We start from the raw sequence: 13329 nt of genomic DNA on the forward strand, positions 1-13329 counted from the left end.
GACGCGGAGGGCACTCTCGTACAGCGCAACGACGCCGCACAGGCCCTTCTGCCCGCAGCCTGCCCCGGGTCTCGTCTGGCCGACGTGGTCCCGGCCTGGCTTGTCGCGGCCCACCAGGCGATGTGCCTGGCCGGCACGCGGACCGCGCAGGAGCCGGACGTACCGCTGTCCGGGGCGATCGAAGCGCGCCAATTCGAGGCGCACCCCCGTGTTCGGGACGACCGCACGGTCGCCTGGTGGCTGGTGGACGACACCGACCACCAGCTCGCCCGTGAAGCCCTGCGCACGGAGCGGGAGCGGACCGCGTTCCTCGCGAAGGCGTCCAGCATCCTGCTCTCTTCCCTCAATCTGGGGCGCTGCATGGACGTGACCGCGCATATGGCTGCCGAGAATCTCGCCGATGCGGCCTTGGCCATCGCACCGGCCCGCGGTGACCGCTTGCCCGTGGTGACCTGCTTGCGTGGTGGTGCGCCCGACACGGCGCAGGAAGTGGTCGATCCTGACGAGGTGCCCGGTCTTGGCGAAGCCCTGCGCGGATTCCCGCCGGTGCCCTCCCGGTGGATCGATCCGTCGGCGGCGCCGCACTGGATGATTCCCGAAGGTTTCGGTCCTATCGGGGCGATAGTGATCACTCCGCTGCCCGGGCACGGTGTCCCGGCCGGTGCGCTGGTCCTGCTGCGCAAGGAGGGCAGCGCCGCCTTCACGGAAGAGGAAGAAGTCTTCGCACGCCTTTTCGCCGCACGTTCCGGGGCGGCGATGTCGGCCGCCCGTCTGTACGCGGAGCAGACGGCCATCACCGAGGTGCTCATGCGGGAACTGCTGCCCCCGTCCCTGCACCAGATCTCCGGAGTGGACTTCGCCGGCAGTTACCGCCCGTCTGCGGATCACGAGCGGATCGGCGGCGATTTCTACGACGTACATCCCGCTGCTGTGGAGGGCGAGCCCTCGCTGGTGACGCTGGGCGATGTGTGCGGGAAGGGCCTGGAGGCCGCCGTCCTCACGGGCAAGATCCGCAACACCCTGCACGCCCTGCTTCCGATGGCGGACGACCACCAGCGGATGCTCACCCTGCTCAACACGGCGCTGCTCAACTCTCACCACACCCGGTTCGCGACACTGGTCCTGGCCTCTGCGGCCCGCAAGGGCAACGAGGTCCACGTGCGGCTCACCAGTGCCGGCCATCCGAACCCTCTGATCATCCGTGCAAACGGCACCGTGAAGAAGGCCGACACCCGCGGCACCCTGGTCGGGGCCCTGCCGAGCGTGCGCGCACGAACCACGACCGTCACGCTCGCTCCCGGGGAGTCCTGCATCCTGTACACCGACGGAATCACCGAGGCCAAGGGCGGCCCGCTCGGCGACACCCTCTTCGGTGAAGAACGCCTCATGCGCGCCCTCGCCGGATGCGCCGGAATGCCTGCCGAGGGCATCGTGGAGCACGTCCAGATGCTCGCCTCCCAGTGGCTCGGCAAGCGCCGTCACGACGACATGGCCGTCGTCGCCATCTCCGCACCCCGCACCCATCACTTGAGCGCGGTGAACGGCCACACTCGGGGCAGGTACACCTCATGAGCACGAGGACCCCGCCCCGCCTCCCGCACAGCGCCCGTCTACGTGAGTTGGCCGACCAGTTGTGGACCCATGTGGCGGCCGGAGACGAGTACACCGCCACCGAGGTCGTCCTGCGCGCCCTTGATGACGGCATCGACCCGGAGTCCGTCCTCCTGGACGTGATCGCGGCGGTCCAGGACAAAGTCGGCGAGGAATGGGCCGCGAACCGCATCAGCGTCGCCCAGGAGCATGCCACGACCTCCATCAACGAACGCGCCGTCGCCGCACTCGCCCTGCACCCCGCCGCCCGAACAACTCCCCACCAGGGCCGGATCACGGTGGCCTGCGTTGACGGGGAATGGCACGCTCTGCCCGCCCGGCTGGTGGCCGAGGTGCTGAAGCTGCGCGGCTGGCAGGTGGACTACCTCGGGGCGCAGGTCCCCGCACCCCACCTCATCTCCCACCTGCACACCACAAAGGCCGACTCGGTCGCCCTGTCCAGCTCGATCGCCACCAGGCTCCCCACCGCGCACGCGGCGATCACCGCCTGCCAGGCCGTCGGGGTCCCCGTCTTGGTCGGCGGCGCCGCGTTCGGCCCCGAGGGCCGCTACGCACAGTTGCTCGGCGCCCAAGCGTGGGCCCCGGACGCCCGGACCGCTGCCGACCGACTCGCCGAGGGTCCGCTGCCGCTCCCGCAGGCCGACCACCAGCCAATCGATGATCTGCCGCACCTGACCGACCAGGAATACACGATGGTCGTCCGCAACAGTGACTCCCTGGTGCGGACCGTCTTCCTCGCCCTTCAGGACGCGTTTCCCGCCATGCGCACCTACGACGCCCTGCAGCGCGAGCGCACGGCAGAAGACCTCGCACACATCGTGGAGTTCCTCGCCACCTCCCTCTACATCGACGACGAAGACCTCTTCACCTGGTTCATCAACTGGACGGCAAAGATCCTCCAAGCGCGGGGGGTGCCCGCGCAGTCCCTGCCACCGGCCCTAAACCTCTTCGCCCGTGAGCTCAAGGACTTCCCCCGGGCGTCCCACACCCTCCAGCGCGGCATCGATGCCCTGACCACCGACCACTCCACCACCACCGGAACCCCCGCATGACACTGCCCCCCGCACTCTACCTGGCCACGGTCGACACCGGCGACACGGTCCGCATAGAAATCACCGGTGATCTCGACCACGACAACGCCGAACTCCTCCTGACCGAGATCACGGCACGACTCGAGGCCCGGCCGCATCTGAAAGACCTGCACCTGCGCTGCGCGGAGATCGGCGCCGTCGACTCCCTGGGACTGTCCATCCTGCTGATGATCGGCCGTCGCACCGCCGCGGCCGGCGCGCGTCTGCACCTGGACGACCGGCCCGCCAATCTGAACCGGCTCCTCGACCTCACCGGTACGCTCGACCACTTCACGGCGACGGCCCCCACAGGCGCCGCGACCTCGCACCAGAACACCACAGAACCCCCGACGACCACAGGGACGGCACAAGCGGCCCGCCCCACCGGACCGGACGGCACCACCTGAGCCACGCCCGCCGACCACCCCACACCCACCGCGGCCTGGATCGAGGGACCCACCGAACAGACCGCGGCGTGGGACGTCAGCGCCGTTCTCAGCACCGTCGCCGACGCCGCCGGCGGCGACCTGCCGAGCCAGCTCCTGAACCAGCTCCCCGCGGTCCACGACCTCCTCTTCGGCCGCCCCAGCCCACCTGACCCGTACACGCCCCCTGCTTCGGCACCCACCCTGACTCCACGAAAGGCCACTGTGATCACCGGCGCGCGCACCGCTTCAGCACGAGCGGCTGTACGGGAGCGCGTACGAGCAGATGCGGGAACAGTTCCGCTACGAAGGCGCCTACCCCACCCGCGAGAAGGCCGAGGAAGCGGTCCGCCTCGTCCTCGCAGGGCTGGGACGCCAGCTGGCCGGCGACGAACGGGTCGACCTGGCCGCACGCGTCCTCACCGCCCGGATCCCCGACACCCAACCCCTGGCCGGCTGGGCATTCGTCAAAGACCTCGCCGCCTGCACCGGCGCCTCCCTGGGCCACCATCCGCTGGGACACCGGCCGTCTTCTCCGCCGTCGCCGCCGGCGCCGACCTTCTCACTCGCATCCTCCACGAGCTTCCCATTGGCTGGGCCCTGCTCTTCGGCCTCGCCGAACTCACCCACGCCGCATAGACGGCTTCGGTTCACCGTTTGGGGTGCTTGTGAGGCGCGGGGCGGGTGGGGACCATCGAAAAGGCTGCACACCGCGGCTCGTATCACTCGTCGAGAAGGATTTCCGCTGATGGCAACAGGCACTGTGAAGTGGTTCAACTCGGAGAAGGGCTTCGGCTTCATCCAGCAGGACGACGGTGGCCCGGACGTGTTCGTCCACTTCTCCGCCATCCAGACGACCGGCTTCAAGGAGCTGGCCGAGGAAGCGAAGGTGGAGTACGACGTCACCCAGGGCCCCAAGGGACCGCAGGCCGAGCACGTAGTACCCATCGGCTGACAGGTGAGCTGCGCCCACCCGCGACCCCCGCTGCGGTTCGGCGCAGTCAAACGTGTCCCGAAAGCCGGTGCATCGTTGATGTGGCAACGCGTGCAGCTTCGTTCTCCGACGAAAGCGCGCCGAGGGCCCCTGGAATTCACCCCCGGCCGGGGGCCCTCACCCCTTTCTCAGCCTCGTGCCAGGCGCACGTTGCCGGCCCATGCCCGGCGGCCAGGCCCGCAGCCGAGCACCTGACGTGCCGAGGTTGGCGAGGGGAGGATACGCGGCGCATCCTCACCGGGTCGGGGGCCGGCGGCCGGGCCGGTCGGTGTCGGGCGGGTGCTGCCGGCGCGGCGGCGAGGTCGGCGGCAGGAGGGTGGCGCGTTCGGCGGCGGTGCGGGCCCGCAGTTGTTTCAGGCGGCGTTCGATGCGGGCGTGGGTGTAGAGGTCGATCGCGTCGGTGAGGTGGTCCCAGTCCTCGCCGCCCAGGCCCGCCGGGCACGGGCCGAGGACGTCAGGGCCCGCGAGGTGGTGGCGGCGCCGGTAGTCGCCGATGGCGGTCAGCAGCCGGGGTAGGTGCGCTGCTCGTCCTCGTCGTCACCGGGGGCGGTGATCTCCTCCATCGACGCATCCGGCCGAGGCTCGCCGGCGAGCACGGCCGTCAGGGCCCGCCGCGCGAGACGCGCGTCCAGCGCGCCGTGGGACAAGGGTGCGATGCCGAAAGGGTCGCGCAGAGCGGGATGGTCGGGCAGTGGGCCGCCGGGCGGTGGCGCATCGAGGTGGCCGAGAGCCGCCTCGGTCACGCCGGAAGCGGGGGCATCGGCCGGCGGGAGTACAGCGGGCGGCGTCCGGTCAAGGCCCGCATCCGGGCGTCCAGGCCGTCCCAGGCCGCCGCGGTGACGGGGTCGGCGGGACGCGGACCCAGCCCGGGCACGCCGGTGAGGGTGTGGCGGGTGCGCCACAGTTCCACCAGAGCGGCAGTGGTGGCCCACGCGTGACGGCGCCGAGGAGCGCTGGTCGGCGGCGGAGTCCCGAGCGGGGCGCCCAGGCGGGCGGAGGAGCCAAGACCCCACCGCCCCCAGCCGCCGAGCTCACCCGCAGCCCGGGGACTGGACTTCACCGGCACGCCCGAGAGGTGGCGGAGCTGATCACTGACTGGTGGGACTGCAAGGCGGCCGACGGCTTCACCCTCATGCCCCACCTACTGCCGCCCAGCTCGACATATTCATCGATCACGTCCTGCCGATCTGCGGAAGGGCGAGATGGCGCACACCGGGGATGCGGGGACGACGCTGCGCGAACACGCCGGCCTGCCCGACTGACACCACCGCCGGGTCAGCGATGTGCGGCTCTCTCGTGAGGCGTTGCGCCGCAGATCGTCGCGTGGATCCCGGACTTCGGGCTCCCTCACATTTCAACCTAATGGATGAGCTGCTATATTACCCGTTAGGCACGGAAGTGCTCGGGCGCCGGAAGGAGGATTCCCCCGGCCCCTTTCGGCGCCCTCCCCCAAACCGCGGACCCTTCCGCAAGGAGATGTCGTGATCCGCTTCGATTCGGTGACCAAGGGGTACCCCGATGGCACTCTGGCCGTTGACAACCTCAGCCTGGATGCACCCTCGGGGCAGATCTCGGTACTCGTCGGACCCTCCGGCTGTGGCAAGACCACGTCCTTGCGCATGGTCAACCGCATGATCGAGCCGACCTCAGGCCGCGTTCTGCTCGACGGCCGGGACACCGCGTCCATCGAGTCGGCCGAGTTGCGCCGAGGCATCGGCTACGTCATCCAGCAGGCGGGACTGTTCCCGCACAAAACGGTGCTCGACAACATCGCCACCGTCCCGCTGCTGCTTGGACGCAGCAAGCGCGAAGCCCGTAACCGGGCCGCGGAGCTCCTCGAACTCGTGGGACTGCCCCAGACACTTGCAGGCCGCTATCCGGTCCAGTTGTCCGGAGGCCAGCAGCAGCGCGTCGGCGTCGCCCGTGCCCTGGCAGCGGACCCGCCGGTCATGCTCATGGACGAACCGTTCAGCGCCGTGGATCCCGTCGTCCGCGAGCAGCTCCAGAACGAGTTCCTTCGCATCCAGGCCGAACTGAGCAAGACGATCATCTTTGTCACGCACGACATCGACGAAGCCATCAAACTCGGCGACAAGATCGCGGTCATGCGGGTCGGCGGCACTCTCGCGCAGTTCTCCCCGCCCGCCGAACTGCTGTCGCGTCCCAGGGACGAGTTCGTCGCCGGTTTCGTGGGCCGCGACCGCGGCTACCGCGCCCTTTCCTTCGCCAGCACAGGACCGCTTCCCCTTGCCGAAGAGCCCACCGTGCGCCTGGGAGACCCGCTGTCGGCTGCGCGTGAACGTGAGAAGGACGGGTGGATTCTGGTCGTCGGCCAGGACGACGCCCCCCTCGGGTGGCTGGCAGCGGGTGGGCTCACCGACGAGCAGGCCAAGGGCTCCGCGGGAACCGATCTCCTCAACCTCGGGGGGACACTGGCCACGAAGGCCGGGACCCTGCGCGAAGCACTGGATGCAGCCCTGTCCTCTCCCAGTGGCCGCGGTGTGATCGTCCACGAGGACGGGCGATTTGCAGGTACCGTCACCGCCTCTCAGGTGCTGGCCCGAATCGAGACTCGTGCAACCCGCCTACGGGAAGGGGCGATCAGGTCCGCAACAGGGGTCTGTTCATGAACGAGCTGTGGACCTACCTGGAAGCCAACTGGACCCAGATCCGGGGCTGGACGCTGACCACCCTGTGGCTGGCAGCCGTACCGGTCGTGGCCGGCCTCGTGCTTGCTCTGCCCTGCGGATGGCTCGCCCACCGCTATCGGTGGGCCCACGGTCCCTTCGTCTCCGCCATGAGCATCGTGTACACGGTCCCGTCCCTGGTCATGTTCCTTGTCCTGCCCGAACTGCTGGGCACCAAGATCCTTGATCCTGTCAACGTCGTCGCCGCACTGACGCTGTACACCTTCGCGCTGCTGGTGCGGACCGTGGCCGACGGGCTGGCCTCAGTGCCCGCACACACCCTGGCAACGGCCGCGGCGATGGGGCACACGGCAAGGCAGCGGCTGCTCTCCGTGCAACTGCCCCTGGCCGTACCGGTGATCGGGGCCGGGGTGCGGGTGGCTGCCGTATCCAACGCCAGCCTCGTCTCGGTCGCATCGGTGGTCGGAACCTCCCAGCTGGGCCAGTTGTTCATCGCAGGAAACAACGTCGGTTCGCTCGCCCCGATCATTCTCGGGCTGGTCTTCTTCGTGACCATCGCCCTGGCCTTCGACCTGATCATCGTCATCACCACCCGGCTTCTCACTCCCTGGCACAGGGCAGTAGCCTCATGAAACTCGCAGCAGACAACGGCCTTCCAGGCCTCGGCCGGGTGGTGATCTGGTTCAACGACCCCGGTAACTGGTGGGGGTCAACCGGGCTGCTGGCGCACGTACGTGAGCATCTCGTCTACACATTCGTCGTGGTGTGCACGGCCGCTCTTATCGCCGTACCTGTCGGTCTGGTCATCGGCCACACCGGACGTGGAACCACCCTGATCGCCGGCACCTCCAACGCCTTTCGCGCCGTGCCCGCCCTCGGACTCCTCATCTTCCTCATCGTCGTGCTCTCACCGCGCATCCACATCCGGCAAGGGCTGGGCAGCACGATCCCGGCGGGCAGCGTCCCCTACCTCATTCCCGCGCTGCTGGTCCTGGTCATCCTGGCCATTCCGCCTATCCTGACCAGCACGTACGCCGGAGTGCAGTCACTGGAGCCGGCGGCCCGCGAGGCCGCCGCAGGAACCGGTATGACTCCCCTTCAGGTGATTCTCAAGGTGGAGATGCCGTGCTCGTTGCCGCTCATCATGTCCGGACTGCGTAGCGCGAGTCTGCAGGTCATCGCCACGCTGACGGTCGCCGCCTATGCGCCGCTGGTCGGTGGTCTGGGGCGGCTCATCGTCGACGGGCACCAGAACCTCAGGGACCTCCGCTACGGCTATCCCGCCATGGTGGCCGGTGGTGTCAGCGTCGCCGTGCTGGCCCTGGCTGTCGACGCCCTGCTCAACCTCGCTCAACGCCTGCTCACATCTCCCGGGATCGCTCTGTCCGGCACCCGGCAACGCACCAATCCCATGAACAGCCAGAACCCGGTCCAGAACGCCGGGTGACTCGCTGACGGCACTCACAAGGTCCGGAACCCTAAAGGAATCATCATGCGACGCATCCTCTCCGCCGGCTTCGCATTCGGCGTTCTCGCAGCAGTGAGCGCCTGCGGTGCGACCGGCAGTTCATCTCAGCCGGATTCAGCCGGCACATCCGGAGCACCGACCTCGACCACCATCAAGGCCCTGCCCGCCAAGGCCGGTTCCGTCACCATCGGCTCCGCCGCGTTCCCCGAGGCGGAACTCCTCGCCCACCTCTACGCGGGAGCCATGAAGGCCAACGGAGTGAAGGCCGACGTCCACGCCAACATCGGTGAGCGCACCGCCTACATGGCCGCCCTCAAGGACGGATCCATCGGCGCAGTGCCCGAATACAGCGGCGCCCTGCTCAACTACCTCTCCCCCGGTAACACGGCCCGCTCTTCCGAGGATGTCTACGCGGAACTCCAGCAAACAGCCAGGAACCAGAACCTGGCGGTCGTCAACTACGCGCCCGCCCAGGACGCCGACACGATCACCGTCACCAGGAAGACCGCCGACAAGTACCACCTGACCACCATCGGCGACCTCAAGCCCGTTGCGAACAGACTCCGGCTCGGTGCCCCTGCTCCGATGCGAACCGAGTCCTATGGTGTGCCCGCGCTCAAAAAGGTGTACGGCGTCGTCTTCAAGCAGTTCGTGTCGCTCTCACCCAGCGGGACCGTCATACAGACCGCGCTGCGCAACGGCACGGTCGATGCGGCCAACATCTTCTCCACCGACCCGGCGATCTCCCGCTTCGATTTGGTCTCGCTCAAGGACCCTCAGCACATCTTCGCCGCACAGAACATCGTTCCCGTCTTCAAGCAGGACGTCCTTACTCAGCCAATGGCCGATGCCTGCGACGCCGTCTCCGCCAAGCTCGACACGGACACCCTGCGCACACTGGTCGCCGAAGTCGTGGACGGCGGTGACCCGTCCACGGTCGCCTCGAACTGGCTGAAGCAGAACGATCTCGCCAAGACCTTGAACTGACATCCGCGCACCGGCCCCCGAGGCTGCTATGTCGTGTCAAGCCGCTTGAGCGAGTTCTTCGACGTTGCCGAGTCGGTTCCGGTCGGGGCGCTCAAGGATCTTGAAGATCTGTCGGCAGATCACCCGTTTGAGGCACCGCTGCGCGTCACGGGAGGTCTTCCCCTCGGCGATCTTGCGTGCGACATACGTCTTCGTAGAGGGATCGAGACGCATCCGGATCAGGGTGATCGTGTGCATGGCCCGGTTGAGCTGCCCGTCGCCGCTGCGGTTGAGACGGTGTCGGTTGGTCAGCCCGGACGAGGCAGGGATCGGCGAAACACCGGCGAAGGCCGCGAAGGCGGCTTCCGAACGGAATCGTCCCTGGTGAGACCAGCTGACCAAGATCTGGGCGGCGGTGATCGGTCCGACCCCGAGCAAGCCGAGTAGCTCGGGGGCATGCCGCCGCACCAGGGCGAGGATCTCGTTCTCGAGTTCCTTGGCCTCGGCCTGCAGGGCCTGGATGCGCTGGGCCGTGGACCACATGACCTGCACCGTCATCCGGTGCCCCAGATCCTCGGCCGGGCGGTCGCGGAACTGAGCGCAGTAGGCGATCTGGGCGGGGCGCTTGAGCTTCCGCAACTCGGCGCGGAGCCCGTCCGGAGCAGAGACGATCAGGGCCTTGAGCTGGTTGATCGCGGCGGTGGAAGCGAGGACCGCGCCGTGACGGGTGGCAAGCAGCATCCGCAATGCCTCGCGTTCGCCGCGGAGGCGAGCTGGATCAGATGTCCGTGGCCAAAGCCTCCTTGGCGGCCCGGATGGCGTCGAGCATGTCGGTCTTACGGCCCCCGCGGTTGGCCGCTCGTTTCGGGCGGCAGACCTCGACGACCCTGCTCACCGGCCTGGTCCAGGAAGACCGCGAGGCCGGCGCCGTAGCTGCCGACTCCTTCCAGCGCCCAGCAACGGCGGCCGGGAACCTGCTGGCGGGCGAAGTCCAGCAGGCACTGGTAGCCGCGGGCGTTGGCCGGGGAATCGGTGCTGGCCAGGACGGCGCCGATGGGGCTCACGGCGGCTGCGGCGAGGGTGTCGCGGTGGGTGTCGACGCCGATGACGCCATCAACTTGTTCTGCAAGCATGGTCATGCGGTTGTTCTCCTCCGGGCGAACGACCGTAGCGGCGTCGGCCTGGGTGGAGTCACCACGTGGCGGAACTGTGATGAGTCACGCCGGAAGGCGGACAAGCTGCTGATCAAGCCCACGGGTGGGCCGGGCCGACGCCCGCGTCCGGCAGACATCTCGGGGGAACGGCAGTCCCTGACGGGACGCCAGTTATGTTTCGAATCATGCCGGATCACGAGCGCCGAGCCTGGCAGCAACCCATCCCGGGCCGCAGAAGAACTCTCACAGTTGTGTTTTTCGCGGTCCTGCAATGGGGCCGCTGGCCTCCGGGCCCGGCATGGCTGTTGCCCCCTGTCGAGTGGATGACCTGGGGGGTGGTGTCACCGGGCCCGAGGGGTGCCGTCGGAGACGCTGATGAGTGCCTCTGTGTGTCAAGCGGCCGCAGGGAGAGTGGTGTGGCGGTCGCGTTTGAAGATGCGGTAGACGACGTTCGACAGGGGGTGCGTCAATTTAACCGCTGATCTTGGTTGTTGAGTGGTTGCTCGGGGTCAGGCGGCCCTCAAAGGCGATCTGGAACGCGTTCAGGAGCGCCTTCCAGCGCATGGTCACCTCTTGCGGCTCTTGCCCGTCGGGTCGAGGCTCATCAGCGCCATGTAGATGCACTTGAGGGCGACGGCCTCGTTGGGGAAGTGTCCGCGGGCGCGGACGGCCTTGCGGATGCGGGCGTTCACGCTCTCGATCGCGTTCGTGCTGCAGAGCCGTGGGGAACCGATCACCGGATGCGTCCGGGCGAGGAGTTCACCGTGGTGACCAGGACGGAGCCGGAGGAGTCGCCGTTCAACGTGGTCGTGCACGATCAGGGCATCACGGTGTGGGTGAACTCGGGGAGCGTCGCGGATGTCTTCGACCAGCTCGGCAGCCCGGTTCCCTGTGGTCATCAGCGGCCGGCTGAGGATGGTTCCTGAGTCCGTCAGCTCCGGAGCCAGATGGCGAGGGCTGCCGCTGTCGCAGTGCCGAGGAAAACATGGCCCAGGAGCATCCCTTCGAGCCGGGCCGCTTCGGCCTCGACTCCCGCCCGGTGCTGGACGTCGCGTTCGCCTTCGTGGAAGCCCACGCTGCTCATCGTCGCCCCTGTCGGGTCTTGTCTGCCGTGCGCCTTGCGGCGGCCGGCCGGTGCGTCACGTGCCACCGGCTCGGTCGGTGTGCGTTCGTTGGTAGTGGCGGGCGACCCGTGTGCGGTTGCCGCAGATGTTGCTGGTGCACCACTTGCGCCGCTTGTTCTCGGCAAGGAAGAACATCGAACAGGCCGGGTTGGCACAGCGACGCAGGAGCCCGAGCCGTTCTGGGTCGGCGAGCAGCCCGATCGCCTCTGCGGCGATGGCTGCCAATGCCGCATTCCCACCGTGTTCGGTGTGCCAGCGTTCCTCCCTGCGGATACCACCTGCCGTCATGACCAGCCGAGGGCTCATGGGGGCCGAGGCGGCTGCCGCGTTGATGTCGTCCAGCGAGGTGGGCCGGGCGTCCCGGCCCTCCAGATGAGCGTCCATGACGTCCCGGATCGCCGCGCGCAGTCGGCGCATGGCCGCGGCGTCGGGGACAGGCCCGGGCGGCAGGCTTCCGGACTGCAGGGCCCACCATGTGGCGGAAGCGTCTTGGGTGCCAATGAGATCTGTGGCTGGTTCGGTGACCGTGATCAGCGTGTCGGCCAGGTCCAGCGCAACGAGGGGCTCACCCCCCATGGGGAAGCCCGCCTCCTGTAGTTCACCTATATCAACTCGAACACCCACGATGCAACTATACCCATTAGTCTCTCCGAGGAGCACCTTGACACAGTCGATAGATGTGTCGACTGAGCAGGGATGCAGGTGACTGACTCCTTGCGGAACAGATCTAATGGTTCTACCTTTACTTTACGCATTAGCTGCGGGTTCGGCTCGACAGAGTCTGGATCACCTTGGATCCGGCTGACGCCGACGCAGTTCGCCCCGCGTTCGATGAAAGGAACCGGCCATGGGACTGTCATGGCAGCAGGGACCGCTCTCCTCCACCGCGCTCGGAAGGTTCCTCACCCCCGAGCCTCTGCCGGAAAGGCTGCTCTTCGCGGAGCGGCTGCGCCGCAGGATGAAGGTGAAGTACAGCGGGGAATGGATCGCGGACAGCGAGGACGTCGTGCTGCTGTACGAGCCGGGACGCTATCCGGTCGCCTACTTCCCGCTCTCGTCGGTACGCCCGGACGTCCTCGAGGCCAGCGCACGCACCACCCAGCACCGTGAGCTCGGTGAGACGTCCTGGTTCACAGTGGACGCCGCGGGCCATCGCACTGAACGCGCGGCGTGGCAGCTCACGGGGCTGCCCCCGTACGCCAGTGAGCTGGAGGGGCGGGTCGCGTTCGCATGGAGGGCCATGGACGCCTTCTACGAGGAGGACGATCGGATTCTCGGGCACGCGTCGGACCCCTATCACCGCATCGACATCCGCGACACCTCCCGCACCCTGGAGGTGCGCTCGGGGGACACGGTGATCGCGCGGACCACCCGGCCGGTGGTGCTCTACGAGTCCGGGTTCGCACCGCGGTGGTACGTGCCGCGCGAGGACATCCAGAGGAAGGAACTGACGTCGGTCGAGAGCCAGACGTTCTGCCCCTACAAGGGGCTGGCCAGCTACTACGACATCGGCGAGTCCAAGAAGGCGGCCTGGTCCTACCGTGAGGCCTACACCGAGGTCGGGCGGATCGACGACCTTGTCTCCTTCGAGCCCGACAAGGTCGAGGTCTACCTGGACGGTGAGCGGCTGCACCTCGAGCCGGGCCAGCACGCCGCAGTACCCCATGGGGTAGACCGGAGCCTGGGAACCGATGAGGTCTTCTCCCGCTGAAACCGGGTCCGCCACGGGCAGCAGAGGCCGCCCGACGATGGCGGACGGGTCTGCCGTTCGGCGGTCGTTCGCGATTCGGTGAGTGAGCCTCCAGGATTTTCATGTCCCGAATCTCCGCGTACGGCGCACGGGGCTCTGGTGTCGTGCGGACCAATCGG

The 13329-nt window shown here is 68.0% G+C and carries 16 protein-coding genes and 3 pseudogenes; 12 read left to right on the forward strand and 7 right to left on the reverse strand.

The features are described from left to right. Window positions 1-120 precede the first annotated feature (120 nt). The 6 genes and pseudogenes from QRN89_RS00155 to QRN89_RS00180 all read left to right on the forward strand — a co-directional run bounded on the left by QRN89_RS00155 (window position 121) and on the right by QRN89_RS00180 (window position 4061). Window positions 121-1572 carry a PP2C family protein-serine/threonine phosphatase gene (locus QRN89_RS00155; RefSeq protein ID WP_290353520.1) on the forward strand — a complete coding sequence of 484 codons (1452 nt, stop codon included), beginning with the start codon at window positions 121-123 and terminating at the stop codon, window positions 1570-1572. Then, entirely contained in the window at window positions 1569-2663 is a 1095-nt protein-coding gene (locus QRN89_RS00160) for a cobalamin B12-binding domain-containing protein (protein WP_290347301.1), read from the forward strand. Before QRN89_RS00155 ends, QRN89_RS00160 begins: the two co-directional genes overlap by 4 nt. After that, window positions 2660-3088, forward strand: a complete 429-nt coding sequence (locus tag QRN89_RS00165) for an STAS domain-containing protein (protein WP_290347302.1) — start codon at window positions 2660-2662, stop codon at window positions 3086-3088. The genes QRN89_RS00160 and QRN89_RS00165 overlap by 4 nt, the downstream gene beginning before the upstream one ends. Before the next feature lie 27 nt (window positions 3089-3115). Beyond that, window positions 3116-3274: pseudogene (locus QRN89_RS00170) on the forward strand (DUF2267 domain-containing protein); the annotation flags it as partial. Window positions 3275-3392: 118 nt separating this feature from the next. Next, window positions 3393-3745 (forward strand): annotated as a pseudogene (locus QRN89_RS00175) (DUF2267 domain-containing protein). A 109-nt stretch (window positions 3746-3854) separates the two neighbouring features. Continuing rightward, window positions 3855-4061 carry a cold-shock protein gene (locus tag QRN89_RS00180; protein ID WP_290347303.1) on the forward strand — a complete coding sequence of 69 codons (207 nt, stop codon included), beginning with the start codon at window positions 3855-3857 and terminating at the stop codon, window positions 4059-4061. Window positions 4062-4600: 539 nt separating this feature from the next. Here QRN89_RS00180 and QRN89_RS00185 read toward each other — a convergent pair. Further along, window positions 4601-4843: a hypothetical protein gene (locus QRN89_RS00185; protein ID WP_290347304.1), complete on the reverse strand. Its 243-nt coding sequence runs from the start codon at window positions 4841-4843 to the stop codon at window positions 4601-4603. Further along, entirely contained in the window at window positions 4840-5010 is a 171-nt protein-coding gene (locus QRN89_RS00190; protein ID WP_290347305.1) for a hypothetical protein, read from the reverse strand. Before QRN89_RS00190 ends, QRN89_RS00185 begins: the two co-directional genes overlap by 4 nt. Before the next feature lie 571 nt (window positions 5011-5581). Here QRN89_RS00190 and QRN89_RS00195 point away from each other — a divergent pair. From QRN89_RS00195 to QRN89_RS00210, 4 genes are read left to right on the forward strand one after another with little or no spacing between them, the layout of a single operon-like run. Further along, entirely contained in the window at window positions 5582-6730 is a 1149-nt protein-coding gene (locus QRN89_RS00195; protein WP_290347306.1) for an ABC transporter ATP-binding protein, read from the forward strand. Beyond that, complete coding sequence (locus QRN89_RS00200) at window positions 6727-7380, forward strand: ABC transporter permease (protein WP_290347307.1); 654 nt, start codon at window positions 6727-6729, stop codon at window positions 7378-7380. Before QRN89_RS00195 ends, QRN89_RS00200 begins: the two co-directional genes overlap by 4 nt. Continuing rightward, window positions 7377-8195 carry an ABC transporter permease gene (locus QRN89_RS00205; protein WP_290347308.1) on the forward strand — a complete coding sequence of 273 codons (819 nt, stop codon included), beginning with the start codon at window positions 7377-7379 and terminating at the stop codon, window positions 8193-8195. The genes QRN89_RS00200 and QRN89_RS00205 overlap by 4 nt, the downstream gene beginning before the upstream one ends. A 45-nt stretch (window positions 8196-8240) precedes the next feature. After that, window positions 8241-9203: an ABC transporter substrate-binding protein gene (locus tag QRN89_RS00210; protein ID WP_290347309.1), complete on the forward strand. Its 963-nt coding sequence runs from the start codon at window positions 8241-8243 to the stop codon at window positions 9201-9203. A 36-nt stretch (window positions 9204-9239) separates the two neighbouring features. Here QRN89_RS00210 and QRN89_RS00215 read toward each other — a convergent pair whose 3' ends face one another. From QRN89_RS00215 to QRN89_RS00225, 3 genes and pseudogenes are all read right to left on the reverse strand, one after another. Beyond that, complete coding sequence (locus tag QRN89_RS00215; protein WP_290347310.1) at window positions 9240-9923, reverse strand: transposase; 684 nt, start codon at window positions 9921-9923, stop codon at window positions 9240-9242. Between the two features lie 95 nt (window positions 9924-10018). Beyond that, complete coding sequence (locus tag QRN89_RS00220) at window positions 10019-10321, reverse strand: hypothetical protein (protein ID WP_290347311.1); 303 nt, start codon at window positions 10319-10321, stop codon at window positions 10019-10021. A 486-nt stretch (window positions 10322-10807) separates the two neighbouring features. Continuing rightward, a pseudogene (locus QRN89_RS00225) lies at window positions 10808-11055 on the reverse strand (transposase); the annotation flags it as partial. A 45-nt stretch (window positions 11056-11100) separates the two neighbouring features. Here QRN89_RS00225 and QRN89_RS00230 point away from each other — a divergent pair. Next, window positions 11101-11262: a hypothetical protein gene (locus QRN89_RS00230; RefSeq protein ID WP_290347312.1), complete on the forward strand. Its 162-nt coding sequence runs from the start codon at window positions 11101-11103 to the stop codon at window positions 11260-11262. Window positions 11263-11267: 5 nt separating this feature from the next. On the opposite strand, the gene QRN89_RS00235 is transcribed toward QRN89_RS00230, so the two are convergent. After that, window positions 11268-11420 carry a hypothetical protein gene (locus QRN89_RS00235; RefSeq protein WP_290347313.1) on the reverse strand — a complete coding sequence of 51 codons (153 nt, stop codon included), beginning with the start codon at window positions 11418-11420 and terminating at the stop codon, window positions 11268-11270. A gap of 55 nt (window positions 11421-11475) precedes the next feature. Then, window positions 11476-12084: an ABATE domain-containing protein gene (locus QRN89_RS00240; protein WP_290347314.1), complete on the reverse strand. Its 609-nt coding sequence runs from the start codon at window positions 12082-12084 to the stop codon at window positions 11476-11478. Between the two features lie 223 nt (window positions 12085-12307). On the opposite strand from QRN89_RS00240, the gene QRN89_RS00245 reads away from it, so the two are divergent. Beyond that, on the forward strand, window positions 12308-13171 hold the full coding sequence (locus QRN89_RS00245; protein ID WP_290347315.1) for a DUF427 domain-containing protein: 864 nt from the start codon (window positions 12308-12310) through the stop codon (window positions 13169-13171). Window positions 13172-13329 lie beyond the last annotated feature (158 nt).

The sequence above is a fragment of the Streptomyces sp. HUAS CB01 genome (genome assembly GCF_030406905.1).
Lineage (GTDB): Bacteria > Actinomycetota > Actinomycetes > Streptomycetales > Streptomycetaceae > Streptomyces > Streptomyces chengbuensis.

Coding starts and splice junctions, on each gene's coding strand:
- QRN89_RS00155 (WP_290353520.1), top strand. CDS start 121: ATGTGCCTGGCCGGCACGCGGACCGCGCAGGAGCCGGACGTACCGCTG.
- QRN89_RS00205 (WP_290347308.1), top strand. CDS start 7,377: ATGAAACTCGCAGCAGACAACGGCCTTCCAGGCCTCGGCCGGGTGGTG.
- QRN89_RS00235 (WP_290347313.1), bottom strand. CDS start 11,420: ATGAGCAGCGTGGGCTTCCACGAAGGCGAACGCGACGTCCAGCACCGG.
- QRN89_RS00215 (WP_290347310.1), bottom strand. CDS start 9,923: ATGCTGCTTGCCACCCGTCACGGCGCGGTCCTCGCTTCCACCGCCGCG.
- QRN89_RS00210 (WP_290347309.1), top strand. CDS start 8,241: ATGCGACGCATCCTCTCCGCCGGCTTCGCATTCGGCGTTCTCGCAGCA.
- QRN89_RS00200 (WP_290347307.1), top strand. CDS start 6,727: ATGAACGAGCTGTGGACCTACCTGGAAGCCAACTGGACCCAGATCCGG.
- QRN89_RS00165 (WP_290347302.1), top strand. CDS start 2,660: ATGACACTGCCCCCCGCACTCTACCTGGCCACGGTCGACACCGGCGAC.
- QRN89_RS00220 (WP_290347311.1), bottom strand. CDS start 10,321: ATGACCATGCTTGCAGAACAAGTTGATGGCGTCATCGGCGTCGACACC.
- QRN89_RS00160 (WP_290347301.1), top strand. CDS start 1,569: ATGAGCACGAGGACCCCGCCCCGCCTCCCGCACAGCGCCCGTCTACGT.
- QRN89_RS00180 (WP_290347303.1), top strand. CDS start 3,855: ATGGCAACAGGCACTGTGAAGTGGTTCAACTCGGAGAAGGGCTTCGGC.
- QRN89_RS00245 (WP_290347315.1), top strand. CDS start 12,308: ATGGGACTGTCATGGCAGCAGGGACCGCTCTCCTCCACCGCGCTCGGA.